The sequence below is a fragment of the Paramagnetospirillum magnetotacticum MS-1 genome (assembly GCF_000829825.1).
GTDB classification, from domain to species: Bacteria; Pseudomonadota; Alphaproteobacteria; order Rhodospirillales; family Magnetospirillaceae; genus Phaeospirillum; species Phaeospirillum magnetotacticum.
Window position 1 is genome coordinate 7,501 of record NZ_JXSL01000030.1, and the last position, 15,517, is coordinate 23,017.

The 15,517-nt window shown below is 63.7% G+C and carries 18 protein-coding genes and 1 tRNA gene (1 of these 19 cut by a window edge); 6 read left to right on the forward strand and 13 right to left on the reverse strand.

Annotation, left to right across the window (positions count from 1 at the left end; all coding sequences use genetic code 11):
* The 6 genes from CCC_RS12660 to CCC_RS12685 all read right to left on the reverse strand — a co-directional run.
* Positions 1–390: the 5' portion of a proteasome-type protease gene (locus CCC_RS12660; RefSeq protein WP_041041764.1), read on the reverse strand. Its footprint begins 348 nt before the window's first position; 390 of the gene's 738 nt are visible here — the first part of the coding sequence; its start codon is at positions 388–390; its stop codon lies off the left edge, out of view.
* A 175-nt stretch (positions 391–565) separates the two neighbouring features.
* Positions 566–642 (reverse strand) — tRNA-Pro (locus CCC_RS12665).
* A 43-nt stretch (positions 643–685) separates the two neighbouring features.
* A complete protein-coding gene (locus CCC_RS12670; protein ID WP_009870692.1) occupies positions 686–1,150 on the reverse strand; it encodes a DUF192 domain-containing protein in 465 nt (154 codons plus the stop codon).
* 634 nt (positions 1,151–1,784) lie between these two features.
* On the reverse strand, positions 1,785–2,435 hold the full coding sequence (locus CCC_RS12675; protein ID WP_041041766.1) for a response regulator transcription factor: 651 nt from the start codon (positions 2,433–2,435) through the stop codon (positions 1,785–1,787).
* A 104-nt stretch (positions 2,436–2,539) separates the two neighbouring features.
* The gene (locus tag CCC_RS12680) at positions 2,540–3,142 is read right to left on the reverse strand and encodes a response regulator transcription factor (protein WP_041041768.1); all 603 of its coding nucleotides are present in this window, start codon (positions 3,140–3,142) and stop codon (positions 2,540–2,542) included.
* Positions 3,139–4,557, reverse strand: a complete 1,419-nt coding sequence (locus tag CCC_RS12685) for a sensor histidine kinase (protein WP_236686375.1) — start codon at positions 4,555–4,557, stop codon at positions 3,139–3,141. Before CCC_RS12685 ends, CCC_RS12680 begins: the two co-directional genes overlap by 4 nt.
* Before the next feature lie 84 nt (positions 4,558–4,641).
* Between CCC_RS12685 and CCC_RS22950 the strand changes: the two genes are divergently transcribed.
* From CCC_RS22950 to CCC_RS12690, 3 genes are all read left to right on the forward strand, one after another.
* Positions 4,642–4,767: a hypothetical protein gene (locus tag CCC_RS22950; protein WP_269078883.1), complete on the forward strand. Its 126-nt coding sequence runs from the start codon at positions 4,642–4,644 to the stop codon at positions 4,765–4,767.
* The gene (locus tag CCC_RS22810; RefSeq protein ID WP_236686376.1) at positions 4,764–4,916 is read left to right on the forward strand and encodes a hypothetical protein; all 153 of its coding nucleotides are present in this window, start codon (positions 4,764–4,766) and stop codon (positions 4,914–4,916) included. The genes CCC_RS22950 and CCC_RS22810 overlap by 4 nt, the downstream gene beginning before the upstream one ends.
* 293 nt (positions 4,917–5,209) lie before the next feature.
* Entirely contained in the window at positions 5,210–6,223 is a 1,014-nt protein-coding gene (locus CCC_RS12690) for a TRAP transporter substrate-binding protein (RefSeq protein ID WP_009870696.1), read from the forward strand.
* 11 nt (positions 6,224–6,234) lie between these two features.
* Here CCC_RS12690 and CCC_RS12695 read toward each other — a convergent pair whose 3' ends face one another.
* The 3 genes from CCC_RS12695 to CCC_RS12705 are packed head-to-tail and all read right to left on the reverse strand — an operon-like array spanning position 6,235 to position 9,606.
* Positions 6,235–6,591: a DUF1850 domain-containing protein gene (locus tag CCC_RS12695; protein WP_082036611.1), complete on the reverse strand. Its 357-nt coding sequence runs from the start codon at positions 6,589–6,591 to the stop codon at positions 6,235–6,237.
* The gene (locus CCC_RS12700) at positions 6,588–8,645 is read right to left on the reverse strand and encodes a TRAP transporter permease (protein WP_009870698.1); all 2,058 of its coding nucleotides are present in this window, start codon (positions 8,643–8,645) and stop codon (positions 6,588–6,590) included. The genes CCC_RS12695 and CCC_RS12700 overlap by 4 nt, the downstream gene beginning before the upstream one ends.
* Positions 8,646–8,667: 22 nt before the next feature.
* Positions 8,668–9,606: a TAXI family TRAP transporter solute-binding subunit gene (locus CCC_RS12705; protein ID WP_009870699.1), complete on the reverse strand. Its 939-nt coding sequence runs from the start codon at positions 9,604–9,606 to the stop codon at positions 8,668–8,670.
* A 74-nt stretch (positions 9,607–9,680) separates the two neighbouring features.
* Here CCC_RS12705 and CCC_RS12710 point away from each other — a divergent pair, with 74 nt between their 5' ends.
* Entirely contained in the window at positions 9,681–10,631 is a 951-nt protein-coding gene (locus CCC_RS12710) for a ChaN family lipoprotein (RefSeq protein WP_009870700.1), read from the forward strand.
* 3 nt (positions 10,632–10,634) lie between these two features.
* Here CCC_RS12710 and CCC_RS12715 read toward each other — a convergent pair whose 3' ends face one another.
* Together CCC_RS12715 and CCC_RS12720 are read right to left on the reverse strand one after the other, a co-directional pair.
* Positions 10,635–11,567 (reverse strand): DnaJ C-terminal domain-containing protein, encoded by a 933-nt coding sequence (locus CCC_RS12715; protein ID WP_009870701.1) that lies wholly within the window; start codon positions 11,565–11,567, stop codon positions 10,635–10,637.
* Between the two features lie 83 nt (positions 11,568–11,650).
* Positions 11,651–12,124 carry an RT0821/Lpp0805 family surface protein gene (locus tag CCC_RS12720; protein ID WP_009870702.1) on the reverse strand — a complete coding sequence of 158 codons (474 nt, stop codon included), beginning with the start codon at positions 12,122–12,124 and terminating at the stop codon, positions 11,651–11,653.
* A 100-nt stretch (positions 12,125–12,224) separates the two neighbouring features.
* On the opposite strand from CCC_RS12720, the gene pdxH reads away from it, so the two are divergent.
* Entirely contained in the window at positions 12,225–12,812 is a 588-nt protein-coding gene (pdxH, locus tag CCC_RS12725) for a pyridoxamine 5'-phosphate oxidase (protein WP_009870703.1), read from the forward strand.
* Positions 12,809–13,711: a cation diffusion facilitator family transporter gene (locus tag CCC_RS12730; protein ID WP_009870704.1), complete on the forward strand. Its 903-nt coding sequence runs from the start codon at positions 12,809–12,811 to the stop codon at positions 13,709–13,711. The genes pdxH and CCC_RS12730 overlap by 4 nt, the downstream gene beginning before the upstream one ends.
* 397 nt (positions 13,712–14,108) lie before the next feature.
* On the opposite strand, the gene CCC_RS12735 is transcribed toward CCC_RS12730, so the two are convergent.
* Both CCC_RS12735 and CCC_RS12740 read right to left on the reverse strand, forming a co-directional pair.
* Positions 14,109–14,681 carry a YqgE/AlgH family protein gene (locus CCC_RS12735; RefSeq protein ID WP_009870705.1) on the reverse strand — a complete coding sequence of 191 codons (573 nt, stop codon included), beginning with the start codon at positions 14,679–14,681 and terminating at the stop codon, positions 14,109–14,111.
* Between the two features lie 46 nt (positions 14,682–14,727).
* On the reverse strand, positions 14,728–15,411 hold the full coding sequence (locus CCC_RS12740) for a c-type cytochrome (protein WP_041041774.1): 684 nt from the start codon (positions 15,409–15,411) through the stop codon (positions 14,728–14,730).
* Positions 15,412–15,517 lie beyond the last annotated feature (106 nt).

A 15,517-nucleotide genomic window follows, 5' to 3' on the forward strand; every position in this document is an offset into this window, starting at 1 on the left:
GCTGAACAGGCGCATGCGCCGTCCCTGGATCTGCCCGCCGACGATGAGCGAGGCGACGAAATCGGTGCCGTGGGACTTGAGATGGGCCCCATCGATGGAATGCACTTCGCGCAACGTGTCGCCCACCAGACGGGCCACCTCGTACATGGACTTGACGCCATAGAGCGAGCGCGAACGGTCGGGACCGTGAAGACGCTCCTCCAGCAGGCTGATCACCGATTGGGTGATGGCCAGATTACCGGCGGCGAGAATGACGATGACCCGGTCCTCGGCCCCATCGAACACGAAGGACTTCTTGAAGGTGGCCACACTGTCCACCCCGGCATTGGTGCGCGAATCCGAGACGAACACCAGACCGGCCTTCAGCCGCATCCCCAGACAATAGCTCACGCATTTCCCCCATTGCTTGGCGTCGGAGGTTTTAGCCATCGCAAGGACCGGGCCAGGGATATGTCCAGGTTTTTCCGGCATCCAACGGCGCGGCAGCCCATTTTCCAGGCAGGACCTGCCCAGACGGCAAGCACGACACCGCGCCAGGTCCGACAATACCGTCACATGCAGGAAGTGGTCGGGGCGATAGGATTCGAACCTACGACATCCAGCTCCCAAAGCTGGCGCTCTACCAGGCTGAGCTACACCCCGATGGCCGCGTTGTAAGGGGTTTGAACGCGGATGGCAAGGCGGCTCAGCGTCCCCGTTCGAACATGGGATGAACGACCCGGTCGCCGGTCTTCAGCCCCAGGCGCCGCACCGTCCCGGCGGGGATCTCCAATACGCCCAGGACCGGTTCGGACGGCCCACGGGGTTCGAGGCTGCCGGGAACGGTGTATTGCTCCAGATGAATCACCCGCCCGGTGCGGTCCATGAACAGCATGTCCAGAGGGATCAGCGTGTTCTTCATCCACATGGACACCTGGCGGGGCGAGCCGAAATCGAACAGCATCCCGGTACCGGCGGGCAGGTCGCGGCGAAACATCAAACCCTGGGACAGTTGTTCGGATGTGACGGCCATCTCGACGTTGAAGGCATGGTGCGCGCCCCCCTCGGTCACCACATCCAGCCTGGACGCCCCAAAGGTCACCGACCCGGCGACCGCCCCGGCCGAAACACCCAGCAGGACAATAATCATCGCAGCGAGGGCGCGAATCATGGAGGGACCCCTTTCATGTTGGGACAGCCATGGTGCCCCCGCCCCCCCTCCATGGCAATAGAGGACTTTGTACCTATGAGCAGATAACAGGTGATTCGTAGATGCGCGCCTCGGAAAAGACGCTCGGAAGAATTGATATCCCGGCGCGGCCACCGCAATGCGGCGAAAACACACGATTCACCCAATTTGCATAAAATTTTAGCCAAATGTAATTTTAAATATACTTGAAGTTGATCTAACTATTTCATCAAATTGAGCGGGTGATTTTCCTGTTTTATCCTTGCGAATACTTTGTTATAGTCTTTCTCGTGAGCTGGACAGAGGCGAAAGTCTCCGAAGGCCAGAACCGGAGATACTGCCCTGGGGGGCCTTCCCGCCCATCCCCACCCTCCTTGGCAGGGAGATGCGACCGCACAGTGTCGCGTCTCCGCTTTCTGGTCAAAAGAAGGGGCGCCGGTGAAAACCGGCGCCCCTTTTAATTCTATAATACCAACCTGCGGCAAGTGAGACCCATCGCTGGTTGGATAGACGCGCGGGAGGCAAGGACGCGAAAGGCGTCCGCCCGCCGCATGAGGGCGCTGCGATGATCGGTTTCGATCAGCCCAGCCTGGTATAAGCCGGGACTTCGGCGCGATCAGGCCTCGTCTGCGTCCTCGTCGTGGACCAGACGCCCCGATTCCTCCAGTTCCAGCACCATGCGGACCAGGGCCGACAGACTGTCGGCGGCCATCTTCTCCATGACGCGGGCGCGATGGATTTCCACGGTCCGCACGCTGATCCCCAATTCCTGGGCGGCGGCCTTGTTGGACAGGCCCTGGGCCACCAGCACCATCACTTCGTATTCGCGCGGGGTCAGCGAGTTGGCCCGCGCCAGGGTGCCGTCGAGGCGGCGGCGCTCGACCCAGGCGCGTTCACTGCGGGCCAGGGCCTTGTTTACCGCCGCCATGAAGACCGCCTCGTCGAACGGCTTTTCGATGAAATCCGAGGCTCCTTCCTTGAGGGCCTGGACCGCCATGCTGACATCGGCATGGCCGGTGATGACGATCAGCGGCATATCGATATCGCGGTCCTGCAGGACATGCAGCAGATCAATACCGCTCAAACCGGGCATGCGCACATCGGACACCACACAGCCCGGCCCGCCCCCCGTCAATCCTTCGGCGATGAAGGTCTCGGCATCGGCATAGACCCGAACGGCATGGCCCTCGGCCTCCAGCAGCATGCGCAGGGAATCCCGCACCGCGGGATCATCATCCACCACATGAATTTCTTGAGGCGCCGTCATGACCGACCTGTCCTTTTAAAGGCAATTCCATCAATGGGTTGGGCACCCAGGCACCCGCACAAGAAGATGAACCACGGCAAGGCACTTGTAAACCCGTACGGCGATTACCGCCGCTGCGAGAGAAGCTGCGCCAGCTCCACCGCAGTTTTCACCCCCATCTTCTCGAAAAGATGGGCGCGGTGAACCTCGACGGTGCGCATGGTGATGCCCAGATCATCGGCGATGACCTTGTTCAGCTTGCCCGCCAGCACCTTGTCCATCACCTGACGCTCCCGGAGTGTCAGGCTCTCCAGACGCTGGGCCAGGGAGGCGGCGGCATGGGCCGAAGCCTGCCGTTCGGCTTCCCAGGCCAGGGCCTCGATCACCTTATCGACCAGTTCGTTGTCGTTGAAGGGCTTCTCGACGAAGTCGCGGGCTCCCTTCTTCAAGGCCGACACCGCCATGGGAACGTCGCCATGGCCGGTCAGGAAAATAACCGGCAGCCGGGCGCCCATTTCGCACAGGCGGTCGAACAGTTCCAACCCGGTCATCCCCTCCATGCGGATGTCGAGTACCAGACAGCCGCTGCTCGACGGCGTCCAGGCCCCGAGAAAATCCTCGGCCGAGGCGAAGCACTGGGCACTGACGCCGCGCGACTGGAACAGCCAGCCCAGCGCATCCCGAATCGCCTCGTCATCATCGACGATAAAGACCACCCCCTTGGTCATCGGGCCATCTCCGGCAAGGTGAACAGAAAGATGCTGCCGCCAGCCGGATTGGGTTCGAACCACAGATGACCGCGATGAGCCTCGACGATGGAGCGGCAGATATTCAGGCCCATTCCCATCCCAGTCTCCTTGGTGGTGAAGAACGGACTGAACAGATTGGCGGCGACCTCGGCGGAAATGCCCGAGCCCCGGTCGGCGACGCGGATTGTCGCCTGACCATCCCCGCTTTGCAACGAGATGCTCAGCACACGCTGCGGCCGGGGAGTCTGACCCATGGCTTCCATGGCGTTGCGCACCAGATTGAGGATGACCTGTTCGATCAGAACATGGTCGGCCTCGACGCGGGGGCGGGCCATTCCCGGTTCCAGGGCGAAGGTCAGATCGATGCGGATGCCGCGCTTGCGGGCCTCGGGCTCCTGAAAGCCCACCACGCCTTCGATGATTTCGTCCAGCAGGCAGGGCCGGACCAGGGGCTCGCTCTTGCGAACGAAATCGTGAATGCGGCGGATGATCTGTCCCGCCCTTTGCGCCTGCGCCCCCAGCTTGGTCAGCGGCGACACCATCTCCTCGGCCCTGGCATCGCCGGCGGCGATGCGGTTCAGGCAGCCGGTGGCATAGGAGGCGATGGCGGAAAGCGGCTGGTTCAACTCGTGCGCCAGGGTCGAGGCCATCTCGCCCATGGTGATCAGCCGCGCCGTGTGCTGCAGCTTTTCTTGATGCTGGCGCGACAGATCCTCGGCCCGCTTGCGCTCGGTGATGTCGAGGACCGAGGCCATCCAGCCGGTGTGGCGCCCCTCGGAATCGATCAGCGGCGCCTCGTAGATCAGGGCGCTGAAGCGTTCTCCGTTCTTGCGCCGGAAAACCAGTTCGAAGCCTTCCGCGGGCGCCTCGCCCCGCATCACCGCCCGGTGCAGCTCGTAAGTGTGCTCGAGATCCTCGGGCACCCAATAGAGCATGGGCGGCACCGTGCCGACCAGTTCATCGGCGGTCCAGCCCACCATGTGGCAAAAGGCCGGATTGACATAGCTGATCCGCCCCTCCAGATCGCGGGCCCGCATGCCGACGGTCAGCGAATCCTCCATGGCTTTCCTGAAGGAATGCTCGGTGCGAAGCGCCTGCTCGGCCGCCAGACGGCGGCGGACATGGCGGCGCAACGCCCACAGGCTGGACACCGATAATAGCGAAAGGATGAAAATCGCCGCCGCCAGAACATTGCGCAACAATTTCGGGTCGTTGTGGTAGGAGATGGCCACCAGTTCCAGACCGTGACCGGGCGGCTCGAAGCGCAGTGTGTAGCTGGCGCCCGGTTCGGCGGGGGACAATTGAGACTTGGCGGCCAGCAGCACGCCGTTGCCGTCTTGAATCTCCAGCCGATAGGCCTGGGCGAACCACCACGGCACATGATGGGCCAACATTCCATCCAGGGAAAAACGCCGGTCACGGTTCCCGCGAATTGGCCGCCCCGGAAGAAAGGAACCTGCGCCTCGAAACGCGCGCCCTTGGCCTCCACGGTGAAGGGCGGACCGAAGACCGGGCGCCCCGAGGACCGGGCCAGGGTGAAGCTGTTCGACCACTGGGGATCGTCGCCCAGCGCGGCTCCCGATTCCGCGGGCGGCATGGATTGAACCACGCCGCCCTTGGAATCGCGAATGATCAGCCGCTCGATCTCCGGCGCCGCGGAAACCAGCGCCTTGCCCTGCAGGGCGAATTCCGGCGCCGTGGCCCCTTCCCGTCCCGCCAGTTCGGCCAATTGCTCGAGCCGCTCTATGCCTGACGACAAATGGAAGTAAAGATTCTGCTCGACCCAAAGAATATCCTGGATCAGAACCCGCTTTTCCTCCTCCACCTCGCTGCGGTGTAAAAGCCACAGCAAAACGCCCAACAGCATGACCACCAGGCCCATGGCCACCACGGGCATGACCTGAATGGCACGGCGGTCTCGGAGGGCTTTGGGTCCTGTCATGGGGTCCTTTCCCGTGTGGAACACCACAATGGCCGAGGTCCGGCCCGATTCCTATAGTAGTGTGTGACGGCCCCGGCTTAAGAGGCGTCTCGGGAGGACATTACATGAAGTTCGGAACCCTCGTGGCGGGGATCGTTGCCGTCTGCGTGCTGTCTTGCGGCGCCATGGCCCAGCAGGCTCAGCCCATCGTCATCAAGTTCAGCCACGTGGTCGCCCCGGACACCCCAAAGGGCAAGGCCGCCGAATACTTCAAGAAACTGGCCGAGGAGCGGACCAAGGGCCGCGTCAAGGTCGAAGTCTTTCCCAACAGCATGCTCTACAAGGACAAGGAAGAGCTGGAGGCCCTACAATTGGGCGCCGCCCAGATGCTGGCGCCGTCCCTGGCCAAGTTCGGCCCGCTGGGGATCAAGGAATTCGAAGTCTTCGACCTGCCCTATATCTTTCCCAGCAAGGACGTTCTGCGCGCCGTCACCGGCGGCCCCGTCGGCGCCAGCCTGCTGAAAAAACTGGAGACTAAGGGCATTATCGGCCTGGCCTATTGGGACAACGGTTTCAAGATTCTAAGCGCCAACAAGCCCCTCATCTCGCCAGCCGACCTCAAGGGCCTCAAGATGCGCATCCAGTCCTCCAAGGTGCTGGACGCTGAAATGCGGGCGCTGAACGCCCAGCCCCAGCCCATCGCCTTCTCGGAAGTCTATCAGGCGCTGCTGACCGGCGTGGTCAATGGCACCGAAAACCCGCCCAGCAACATGTACACCCAGAAGATGCACGAGGTGCAAAAACACGCGACGCTCACCAATCACGGCTATCTCGGCTATGCGGTCATCGTGAACAAGAAGTTCTGGGACAGCCTACCCTCCGACATCCGCGCCATCTTGGAAGGCGCCATGAGCGAGGCCACGGTCTATGCCAACGCCATCGCCCAGGCCGAAAACGATGACGCGCTAAAAGCCATGAAGGCTTCGGGCAAGACCGAGTTCCACGACCCCACCCCCGCCGAGCTGGAGGTCTGGCGCAAGACTCTGCTTCCCGTGCACCGGGATATGGAAAACCGGGTCGGCAAGGACCTGATCGAATCCTTCTACAGAGAAGCCATCAAGTTCGGGTTCAGGAACTGATCCCAAAAAGATCAGAGGCAGGCCCGCAGCCGGGTCTGCCCGTCGTCTTTCCTCAGGTCCCGGCAAACTGTATCGACACATAACCGCCAATCAGCGGTGAAGTCCGAACGGGCCAGGACGATTTCTTCCATCACGATGTTGGGATGCCACACCCAACGCCCGCCCTTGAGAACGGCTTCGGGCGGGGGCTCCATACCCGCGCCGCTGCCCATGGCCGAGGCTTGATGCAGGATCAGGCGGCCGGACTCGACCCGCCAGTCCTCGCGCCATTCCGCCTTCTCCACCGAATGGATCCAGGCCAGGGTGAAGTGATCCGATGGCGTCACCACCGCCAGCCCGGCGGCCACGACCATGCACAATCCGCTCAAGCAGAAACCGCCTTGCGCGCCTGCAGCCAGTGCCAGCCCAGGAACAGCGCCGACAGGGCAAAGCCCGCCTGATCGGTCCAGGGAATGGCCGCCACCAGCAAGAAGGCCGCCGCGACCGCCAGCCCCCGCTCCCAAAGCCGCATGGGCATCCACAGATAGCCGATGGTCGCCGCCCCCCACAGCCCGATGGCCAGCAGGCACTTGCCCACCACATAGGCGGTATCGAGCAGCGAGCCGCTGACCATCATCAGCGACGGATCATAGACCGCCATGAAGGGCACCACGAAGCCCGCCATGGCGACTCGCACCGCCCAGATTCCGGTGACGGCGAACTTGGCCCGCGCGATGGAGGCGGCGGCGAAGGCCGCCAACCCCACCGGCGGGGTGAGATCGGCCAGGATGCCGAAATAGAACACATACATGTGCGAGACGATCAGCGGCACGCCCATCTTGAACAGCATGGGCGCCACCAGGGACGAGGTGATGATGTAGGTGGGAATGGTGGGAATGCCCATGCCGAGAATCAGCGAGGCGATCATGGTCAGCACCAGGGTGAGGAACAGCGAGCCCCCCGACATGGACACCAATCCCTGGGTAAAGGTTCCGGCGATGCCGGTCAGGGTCATGGTGCCGATAATGGTGCCCACCAGGGTGCAGGCCACACCCACCGGCACGGCGGAGCGCGCTCCCTCCACCAGGCCGCGCACCGTCATATTCATGGTCTCGCGCCCGCCGCGCACGAAGAAATTCACGGCAATCAGGGCAACGACGATGCCCACCACCACATTGATGCCCAGTTTGAAAAAGGCCGAGGAGGCGACGCCCAGCACACCCCAGAACACCACCCGGCCCGCCATACCGCCGATATTGGCGGCGATGGAAGAGCCCAGAATGACAATGGCGGTCAGCGCCAGCCCCACCGTGCCCGAAAACATGGGCGTGAACCCGGCCAGCAGCAGATAGACCAGGGCGGCCAGGGGTACCATCAGATACCACTGCCGCTTCAAGGCCCCGATGGCGCTGGGGCACTGATCCTTGGGCATGCCGTGCAGCCCGGCGATGCCCGCTTCCAGATGCACCATCCACAGCGCAGAAGCGTAATAAAGAAGGGCGGGAATGGCCGCCGCCTTGCACACCTCGGCATAGGAGATGTTCAGCGTCTCGGCCATGATGAAGGCCACGGCGCCCATGACCGGCGGCATGATCTGGCCGCCCATGCTGGCGGTGGCCTCCACGGCGGCCGCGAATTCGGCGCGATAGCCGAACCGCTTCATCAGCGGAATGGTCAACTGCCCGGTGGTCACCACATTGGCGATGCCCGACCCGTTGATGGTGCCCATCAGGCCCGAGGTCACCACCGCCACCTTGGCGGGACCGCCCTTGGTGTGGCCCACCGTGCCCAGCGCCACATCGGTGAACAGACGGATCATGCCCGCCTGTTCGAGAAAGCTGCCGAACAGGATGAACAGGAAGATATAGGTGGCCGAGACATAGCAGGGGATGCCGAAGATGCCCTCGGTCCCCAGGAAGTACTGGTTGACGATCTGGTCATAGCCATAGCCGCGATGGCCCAAAGGCGCGGGCAGGATCTCGCCAAAGGCCGCATAGGCCACGAAAACCAGACAGAGCATCGGCAGGGCCCAGCCCATCAGGCGGCGCGCCGCCTCGAAGACCAGGGCCACCATGATGGTCCCCACCACCAGATCGGCGGTGGACGGATCGCCCGAGCGCTGAACCAGGTCGCCTTCATAGACCAGGTGATAAAGCGACAGGAGGAAGGACAGCCCCCCCAGCGCCCAGCAGGTCGCCACCTTGACCGGATTGCCGCGGCCCATGGCGGCGTATAGGGCGAAAACCATCAGCAGCAAAAAGCCCACATGGATGGATCGCACCGGCAAGGATGACAGCGGCGAATAGGCCGCCGTGACGATCTGGAAGGCGGAAAAGACAATGGCGATCCAGAAGATCCCGGTTGAATCGACGCCATGGCCGAAAACTTCGCCCTTGGTGTCGATCTCCGCCGGATCGACACCCTTTTCCTCGTTCTGGCTCATGGCCGCCCCCCTTAACCGTCGATCACTTCAACAACCCGGCCTCGCGGTAATACTTCTCCGCCCCCGGATGCAGCGGGATCGGCGACTTGGCGGCATTTTCCGGCAAGATCTCGCGCGCCGCCGAATGGGCGGCCAGCAGATCGGGCATATTGGCGAACATGGCCTTGGTCATGCCGTAGACCAGATCGGCGGGAACGCCGTCATGGGTGACCAGGAAATTGCGCACGGCGGCCGTGGGCACGTCCACTGTCTGGCCGCGATAGGTATTGGCGGGAACCACCGAGGCGATATAGGCCGGGTCCCCGGTCTTGGCGATGATCTCGGCGGAGATGGGGACGATGACGATATCGTCGCCGCTGGCCAGATCGCGCAAGGAAGAGACGCCCAGACCGGCCGACTGCAGGGTGGCGTCCAATTGCTTGTTCTTCAAAAGCTCCACCGATTCGCCGAAGGGCAGATATTGCACCTTCATATCGGCATAGGTAAGCCCCGCCGCCTTGAAGATGGCGCGCGCGTTCAGTTCGGTTCCCGATTTGGGCGCGCCCACGCTCACCCGCTTGCCCCGAAGATCGGCCAGGGTCTTGATGCCGGAATCGGCGGTGGCGACGATTTGGATGTAATTGGGATAGATGGCGGCCATGGTGCGCAGCTTTTTCAGGGGCGCCTTATAGCCCGCCTCTTCCACGCCCTCCCAGGCCTGGGTCAGGGAATCGCCCAGGGTGAAGGCCAGTTCGCCCCGGCCCGCCTGCAGCAGGTTGAGGTTTTCCACCGAGGCCTTGGTGGCCTGGACGGTGACCCGCGCCCCCGGCAGCGCCTTGCCGAAGATGGAGGACAGGGCATTACCCATAGGGTAGTAGACGCCGCTGGTCCCACCGGTAAGAATGTTGAGGAACTGGTCGGCGGCAAAAGCCGGCAACGCCAGGATCGAGGCCAGCACGGCCCCCAGAACGACCCTCTTCATGATGCCTCCCGAGCATTGGTGTTCTATTAGAAGGGTTTGGTATGACCATAACGCAACCCCTCCGCCTTGACCAGATGAGCCGAACGCTCGTTCGATTCCTCGCTCTCGCCCTGTTTTGGGCCCTGCCCGCCTGGGCCGAGCCCCCGCCTCCGCCCACCCTGTCCGGCGACCATCCGCTGGTGGGCAGGGTCTGGGCACCCGCCACGGGCAAGTGGTCCAGCCCCCAAGGCGTGATGGAAGGCGCCCTGGGCGCCGGTATCGTCTTGCTGGGCGAGACCCATGACAATGCCGACCACCACGCCCTTCAGGCCTGGATGCTGCGCGAACTGGCCAAGGCCGGTCGCCGCCCGCTGCTGGCCTTGGAGATGGTGGACATGGATCGCCAGGCTCTGCTCGACCAGAATCTTTCTGACCCCGCCACCCTGGGCGCGGCCCTGGAATGGGAAAAGCGCGGCTGGCCCGACTGGAACCTGTATCGCCCCATCATCGGGGCAGCTCTGGCGGCCAGGGGCGAGGTCAAGGCCGCCAACCTGCCCCAGGACTTGACCCGGCGCATCGCCAAAGGCGAGCAGGGCGCCGAGGTGGACGGGCGCTTCGGCCTGGACCAAGCCTTGAGCGCCGCCGAGGACAAGGCGCTTTCGGACGATATCCGCCAGGGCCATTGCGGCATGCTGCCCGACAAGGCGGTGCCCGGCATGGTCCGCGTCCAGCGCGCCCGCGACGCCGCCATGGCCGAGGTGCTGGCCGATCAGGCCTCGCGCCCCGAAGCGGGACCGGCGGTGCTGATCGCCGGAGCCGGACATGTGCGCAATGATCGCGGCGTGCCCGCCCGCCTGCGCGCCATGGTGCCCGGCATCACCATCCTGACCATCGGCTTCGTGGAGGTGGAGGAGGCAAAGTCCAACCCCGCCGCCTATGGCAGGCCGCCCTTCGATCTGGTGTGGTTCACCAATCGCGCGGCCCGCCAGGACCCATGCGCCGCCATGGAAAAGCATATGAAGAAGAAGGAGGAAGCGGGGAGGTAGAGCTTACCCCAGCCCCGCCTTGGCGCGGGGGTCGTAGCCGTGGCGCGGCCCCCATTTTTCCACCAGTTGGCGGAACTCGGCATCCTCGGGCAGCACCACCGAAAGGGTCACCAACTGGTCGCCCCGCGTCCCTTGGGGGCCAGCGATGCCCTTGCCCTTGAGGCGCAGCACCGCGCCGGTATTGGAGCCGGGCGGCACCGTCACCATGACCTTGCCGTCGATGGTGGGCACCGGCACCTTGCCGCCCAGGACCGCTTCTTGCACCGAGACCGGCAGATCCAGCAGCACATCCAGGTCCCGGCGCTTGAAGTGGGGATGGTCCTCAACCTTCAATTCGATGAAAGCGTCACCGGGAATAGCCCCGTCCTCGGCGCCGTGGCCCTGGCCCTTCAGCCGCAGGGTCTGGCCGTCGGTGCTGCCCGGAGGAATGCGCACCTCGAGGGTGCGCCCCGACATCAAGGTCACCCGCTTGGTCCCGCCCGCGGCGGCGTCGAGGAAGGAGATGGTCAGCGCGTGACGTACATCGCCGCCCCGCGTCTTGGCCCTGGCATGGGCCTGGCCCTTCTGCTTGCGGCGGAACAACTCGGCCATGATGTCGTCGACGTTTTCGCCAAAGCCGCCAAAGCCGCCCCTGGGGCCGCCCGCACCGGGGCCCGCACCGGGGCCCGCACCGGGACCGGGGCCGGGGCGCGTGCGCCAGGCGCGGCGCTTGGGGCTGCCGGTGGCGTCGATCTCGCCCGCGTCGAACTGGGCGCGCTTGGTGGAATCGGACAGGAAGTCATAGGCGGCCGAGATATCCTTGAAGCGGGACTCGGCCTTGGTATCGCCGGGATTAAGGTCGGGATGAAGCTCACGCGCCAGGGCGCGGTAAGCTTTCTTGATCTCGTCGTCGCAAGCGGTGCGGGCCACGCCCAGCACCAGATAAGGATCCTTCACCGCGTCATCATCCCGGCTGCCATGAAAAAAGGCGGCATCGCCAACCTGTGAGGATGGCGGAAGTCAGGTTAAGGAAGCGTGAGTTAATTCACCACGCTCCACGAACCGTCGGGCTGTTTGCAGGCGGTGCCGTTGACCGCCTCTTCCTTGCCGTCGACCAAGATGGTGGAGTGGTAGTCGCGGCAGGTTCGTCCCTGGGCATCCTTGCCCTCTGCGACCGGAGTGACGGTGCCGGAATTGCCCGTCTGGGGATTATTCCAGGCGACGGTTTCACCCACGGGTCCGTCCTGGGCCTTTTCCTCGGCCTTCAGCACCTCTTCCTTGTCGGCCTTGTCCAGCTTCTTGCCCAGTTCCGAACCGGCATAGGCGCCCAGCGCCGCACCCAACGAGGTCATCAGCACACGACCGATACCGCCGCCGAACTGCGAGCCCAGCAGGCCACCGCCGATGCCGCCAAGAATGGCGCCGCCGGTCTGGCCGAGCTTGGCATCGGCGCAGCCGCCCAACAGCGACACGGCCAGGAGGGCGGAAACGATCTTGGGAGCATGGGTGGGCATGGCTGTCTTCCGAAAAGGGGGTATGCTGCAAAACGTCTACCATATGCCCCCCGAATCTGGGCATTTTGAGGGCGTCGCGTCAACACCTGCCGGTGAGAGAATGTCCGCACCCGAAGCCGATCCCCTGGTTCTGTTTCACAAATGGATGGAAGAGGCCGATAGGTCAGAGCCCAACGACCCCAATGCCATGGCCCTGGCCACCGCCGATGCTGAGGGAAGGCCCAGCGTGCGCATGGTGCTGCTGAAAAGCGCCGACGAGGCGGGCTTCGTCTTCTTCACCAATCTGGAAAGCCGCAAGGGCCAGGAATTGGCGGCCAACCCCCATGCGGCCTTGTGCCTGCACTGGAAAAGCCTGAGGCGCCAGATCCGGGCCGAGGGCTCCATCACCCAGGTCCCGGACGCGGAAGCCGATGCCTATTTCGCCACCCGGGCCCGCGCCAGCCAGATCGGCGCCTGGGCCTCCATCCAGTCGCGTCCGCTGGGCTCGCGGTTCGAACTGGAAAAGCGGGTGGGCGAGTTCGCCGCCAAATTCGGCCTGGGCAAGGTGCCGCGTCCGCCCCATTGGTCGGGCTTTCGCCTTTCCCCCCGGCGCATCGAGTTCTGGCACGACCGGCCCTTCCGCCTGCACGACCGTTTCGACTATGTGCGCGACGAGACCGGCTGGCGTCTGGAGCATCTCTATCCATGAGTCAGGCTACCGACCATGACCGCCTGATGCGGCTGGCAACCTATGCGTCCACCGCCACCGCCGCCCTGCTGATCACGGTGAAGCTGGCCGCCTGGCTGGCCACCGGTTCGGTGGCGCTGCTGTCGACCTTGATCGATTCCACCTTGGATCTGGCGGCCTCCGCCCTGAATCTGGTGGCGGTGCGCCAGGCCCTGGTCCCCGCCGACGACGACCACCGCTTCGGCCACGGCAAGGCCGAGGCCCTGGCCGGACTGGGGCAGGCGGCCTTCGTGGTGGGATCGGGCGGCTTTCTGCTGGCCGAGGCGGGCAGCCGCATGGTCCATCCCCAGCCGGTCAGCCACGGCGAATGGGGCATCGCGGTGATGGTGTTCTCCATCATCGCCACCCTGGCTCTGGTCAGCTTCCAGCGCATGGTGACCCGGCGCACCGGCTCGATGGCCATCTCGGCCGATTCCCTGCACTACACCGGCGATGTTCTGATCAATGGCAGCGTCATCGTCTCATTGCTGCTGGCGGCGGGGACCGGCTGGCCCCTGGCTGATCCGCTGTTCGCCATCGGCATCGGCGGCTGGCTGATGATCAATGCCTGGCAGATCGCCCGGTTGTCGCTGGACACCCTGATGGACAAGGAACTACCCGAAAGCGACCGCGCGCGCATCCGCGCCATCCTGGCCACCCATCCCCAGGTGCGCGACCACCACGACCTCAAGACCCGCACCTCGGGCCGCCAGGGCTTCATCCAGCTTCACCTGGAACTGGCTGGCGACCTGTCGCTGGTCGAGGCGCACCGCATCTCGGACGAGGTGGAAAAGGCCATCCTGGCCGAATTCCCCGGCTTCGACGTGATCATCCACGAGGACCCGGCCGGCATCCGAGAAGAGCGGACGGAGTTCAGATAGAATCCACCCGCGATCAGTCTCCAATCATCGTCATTGCCGGGCTTGACCCACGGCTGTCCGGTTTAATTTGAGGCGGCAGGCGTGTAGTCATGAGACACGGATGTCACGGATAAACACGGAAATGATCTTGTTTCCGGCCATCTCCCCGACCTTGGCCCCAGGATGACTATATGGGATTTTTATAATCGGCGATCATCCGTGGCCGCAAAGCGGCATCCGTGGCCATCCGTGTTCCATGACCAGATGAAACTCGCATTGGCTTTGCCATTCGGGTCTCCCATGAAAATTTAAACCCGACGGCCGTGGGCTTGACCCGACAATCCATTGCCCCCCGGATCAAGTCCGGGGGTGACGGCGAAGGGGGTGGGAATCGATCCGGGCTTAGCTTGTTCGAACCTCAGGCGTGGCCGACATCGGCCGACAGCAGGCCCACATCGATGCCCAGCTTTTGGATGGCCTGCTCGTATTTGTGTTCGAGATCGCGCCCGAACAGCAGGGCCGGATCGGCGGGCACGGTCAGCCAGGCATTCTCGCGGATTTCCGAATCCAGCTGCCCCGATCCCCAACCGGCATAGCCGAGGGCCAGCAGGCTTTCGCGCGGGCCGGTGCCGTCGGCCATGGCGCGCAGTACATCCACGGTGGCGGTCAGCGCCACATCGCCGCCGACGATCATGGTGTTCTCGTGCAGGTAATCGGAGGAATGCAGCACGAAGCCGCGTCCGCTTTCCACCGGGCCGCCGAAATGGACGCGGATCTCGTCGCAGGCCGGGGTGGTGGGGATTTCCAGCTGTTCCAGCAATTCCGAAAAGGTCAGGCCGCCAAACAGCTTGTTGATGACGATGCCCATGGCCCCTTCGGCGCTGTGGGCGCACAGATAGACGATGGCCCGTGCAAAGCGCGGGTCTTCCATCTGCGGCATGGCGATCAGGATCTGTCCGACGAGATAGCCGGTGGTTTTTTGCGTAGGCATAGCTTTCAGATATTCCGGGGAGCATCTGAAAGCAAGCCCGCTCGCGTCAATCCTGAAGGCTGGACAGGAAAGCCCACAGGTTCTTCCACTCCTCGGGCGTCTTGGCCTTCATGACCTCCAGGTCGTCATGCTTGCGCTTGCCCGACAGGAAATTGTCCATCTGGGTCTTGAGATAGGCGATGTGCTGCGGCGCGATGGCTGGTTTCTTCAGGCGGCCCTGGCCCTTGTTGCCATGGCAGGGGCCGCAATCGGCGGCATAGACGGTCTTGCCCGCCTCCACATCGCCCGGCTCGCGCGGGATCTGCAGCACCTTCTTCATGATCTGCAGCCGGGCATAGCCATCGGCGGGCATATTGGCCGGCGGCTTGGTCTCCAGTTTGACCTCGGAGAGAAAGCGGGTGACGTCCAGCACATCACGCTCGGACAATTCCCGGTCCACGGCGAAGGGAATCATGGGAATGTTCTCACGCTCGCGGCTTTTGAACTTGCGCATCTGCTCGGCCAGATAATCGGCGTTGAGACCGCCCAGACGGGGATAGGAGCCGCCGCCGCCGCCATTGCCCAACTCGCCATGGCAACCGGCGCAGATGCGCATGACGTCCTGGGCATTGTCCTTGTCGTACACATAGGGCTCGCCCTTGATCATGATCGGGGCCTGCTGGGCACTGGCGATTCCCAGGGAAGCCACCAGGCCGCCCACCACCAGCGCCGCCCCCAAACCGATCCTCATGGCCTGCCCTCCAAAACATGCAGATTTTAGATTGGTTACGTTGATCGCCCCTGCTTTGCATTGAGCAAGGTCAAGTCACCGGGCGTCGCCCTGTGGTTAGGTCTTC

Bases quoted from the DNA above. Each gene is read 5' to 3' on its own strand.
- CCC_RS12670 (WP_009870692.1), bottom strand. From the start codon at position 1,150: ATGATTCGCGCCCTCGCTGCGATGATTATTGTCCTGCTGGGTGTTTCG.
- CCC_RS12675 (WP_041041766.1), bottom strand. From the start codon at position 2,435: ATGACGGCGCCTCAAGAAATTCATGTGGTGGATGATGATCCCGCGGTG.
- CCC_RS12680 (WP_041041768.1), bottom strand. From the start codon at position 3,142: ATGACCAAGGGGGTGGTCTTTATCGTCGATGATGACGAGGCGATTCGG.
- CCC_RS12685 (WP_236686375.1), bottom strand. From the start codon at position 4,557: ATGTTGGCCCATCATGTGCCGTGGTGGTTCGCCCAGGCCTATCGGCTG.
- CCC_RS12690 (WP_009870696.1), top strand. From the start codon at position 5,210: ATGAAGTTCGGAACCCTCGTGGCGGGGATCGTTGCCGTCTGCGTGCTG.
- CCC_RS12700 (WP_009870698.1), bottom strand. From the start codon at position 8,645: ATGAGCCAGAACGAGGAAAAGGGTGTCGATCCGGCGGAGATCGACACC.
- CCC_RS12705 (WP_009870699.1), bottom strand. From the start codon at position 9,606: ATGAAGAGGGTCGTTCTGGGGGCCGTGCTGGCCTCGATCCTGGCGTTG.
- CCC_RS12710 (WP_009870700.1), top strand. From the start codon at position 9,681: ATGAGCCGAACGCTCGTTCGATTCCTCGCTCTCGCCCTGTTTTGGGCC.
- CCC_RS12720 (WP_009870702.1), bottom strand. From the start codon at position 12,124: ATGCCCACCCATGCTCCCAAGATCGTTTCCGCCCTCCTGGCCGTGTCG.
- pdxH (WP_009870703.1), top strand. From the start codon at position 12,225: ATGTCCGCACCCGAAGCCGATCCCCTGGTTCTGTTTCACAAATGGATG.
- CCC_RS12730 (WP_009870704.1), top strand. From the start codon at position 12,809: ATGAGTCAGGCTACCGACCATGACCGCCTGATGCGGCTGGCAACCTAT.
- CCC_RS12735 (WP_009870705.1), bottom strand. From the start codon at position 14,681: ATGCCTACGCAAAAAACCACCGGCTATCTCGTCGGACAGATCCTGATC.
- CCC_RS12740 (WP_041041774.1), bottom strand. From the start codon at position 15,411: ATGAGGATCGGTTTGGGGGCGGCGCTGGTGGTGGGCGGCCTGGTGGCT.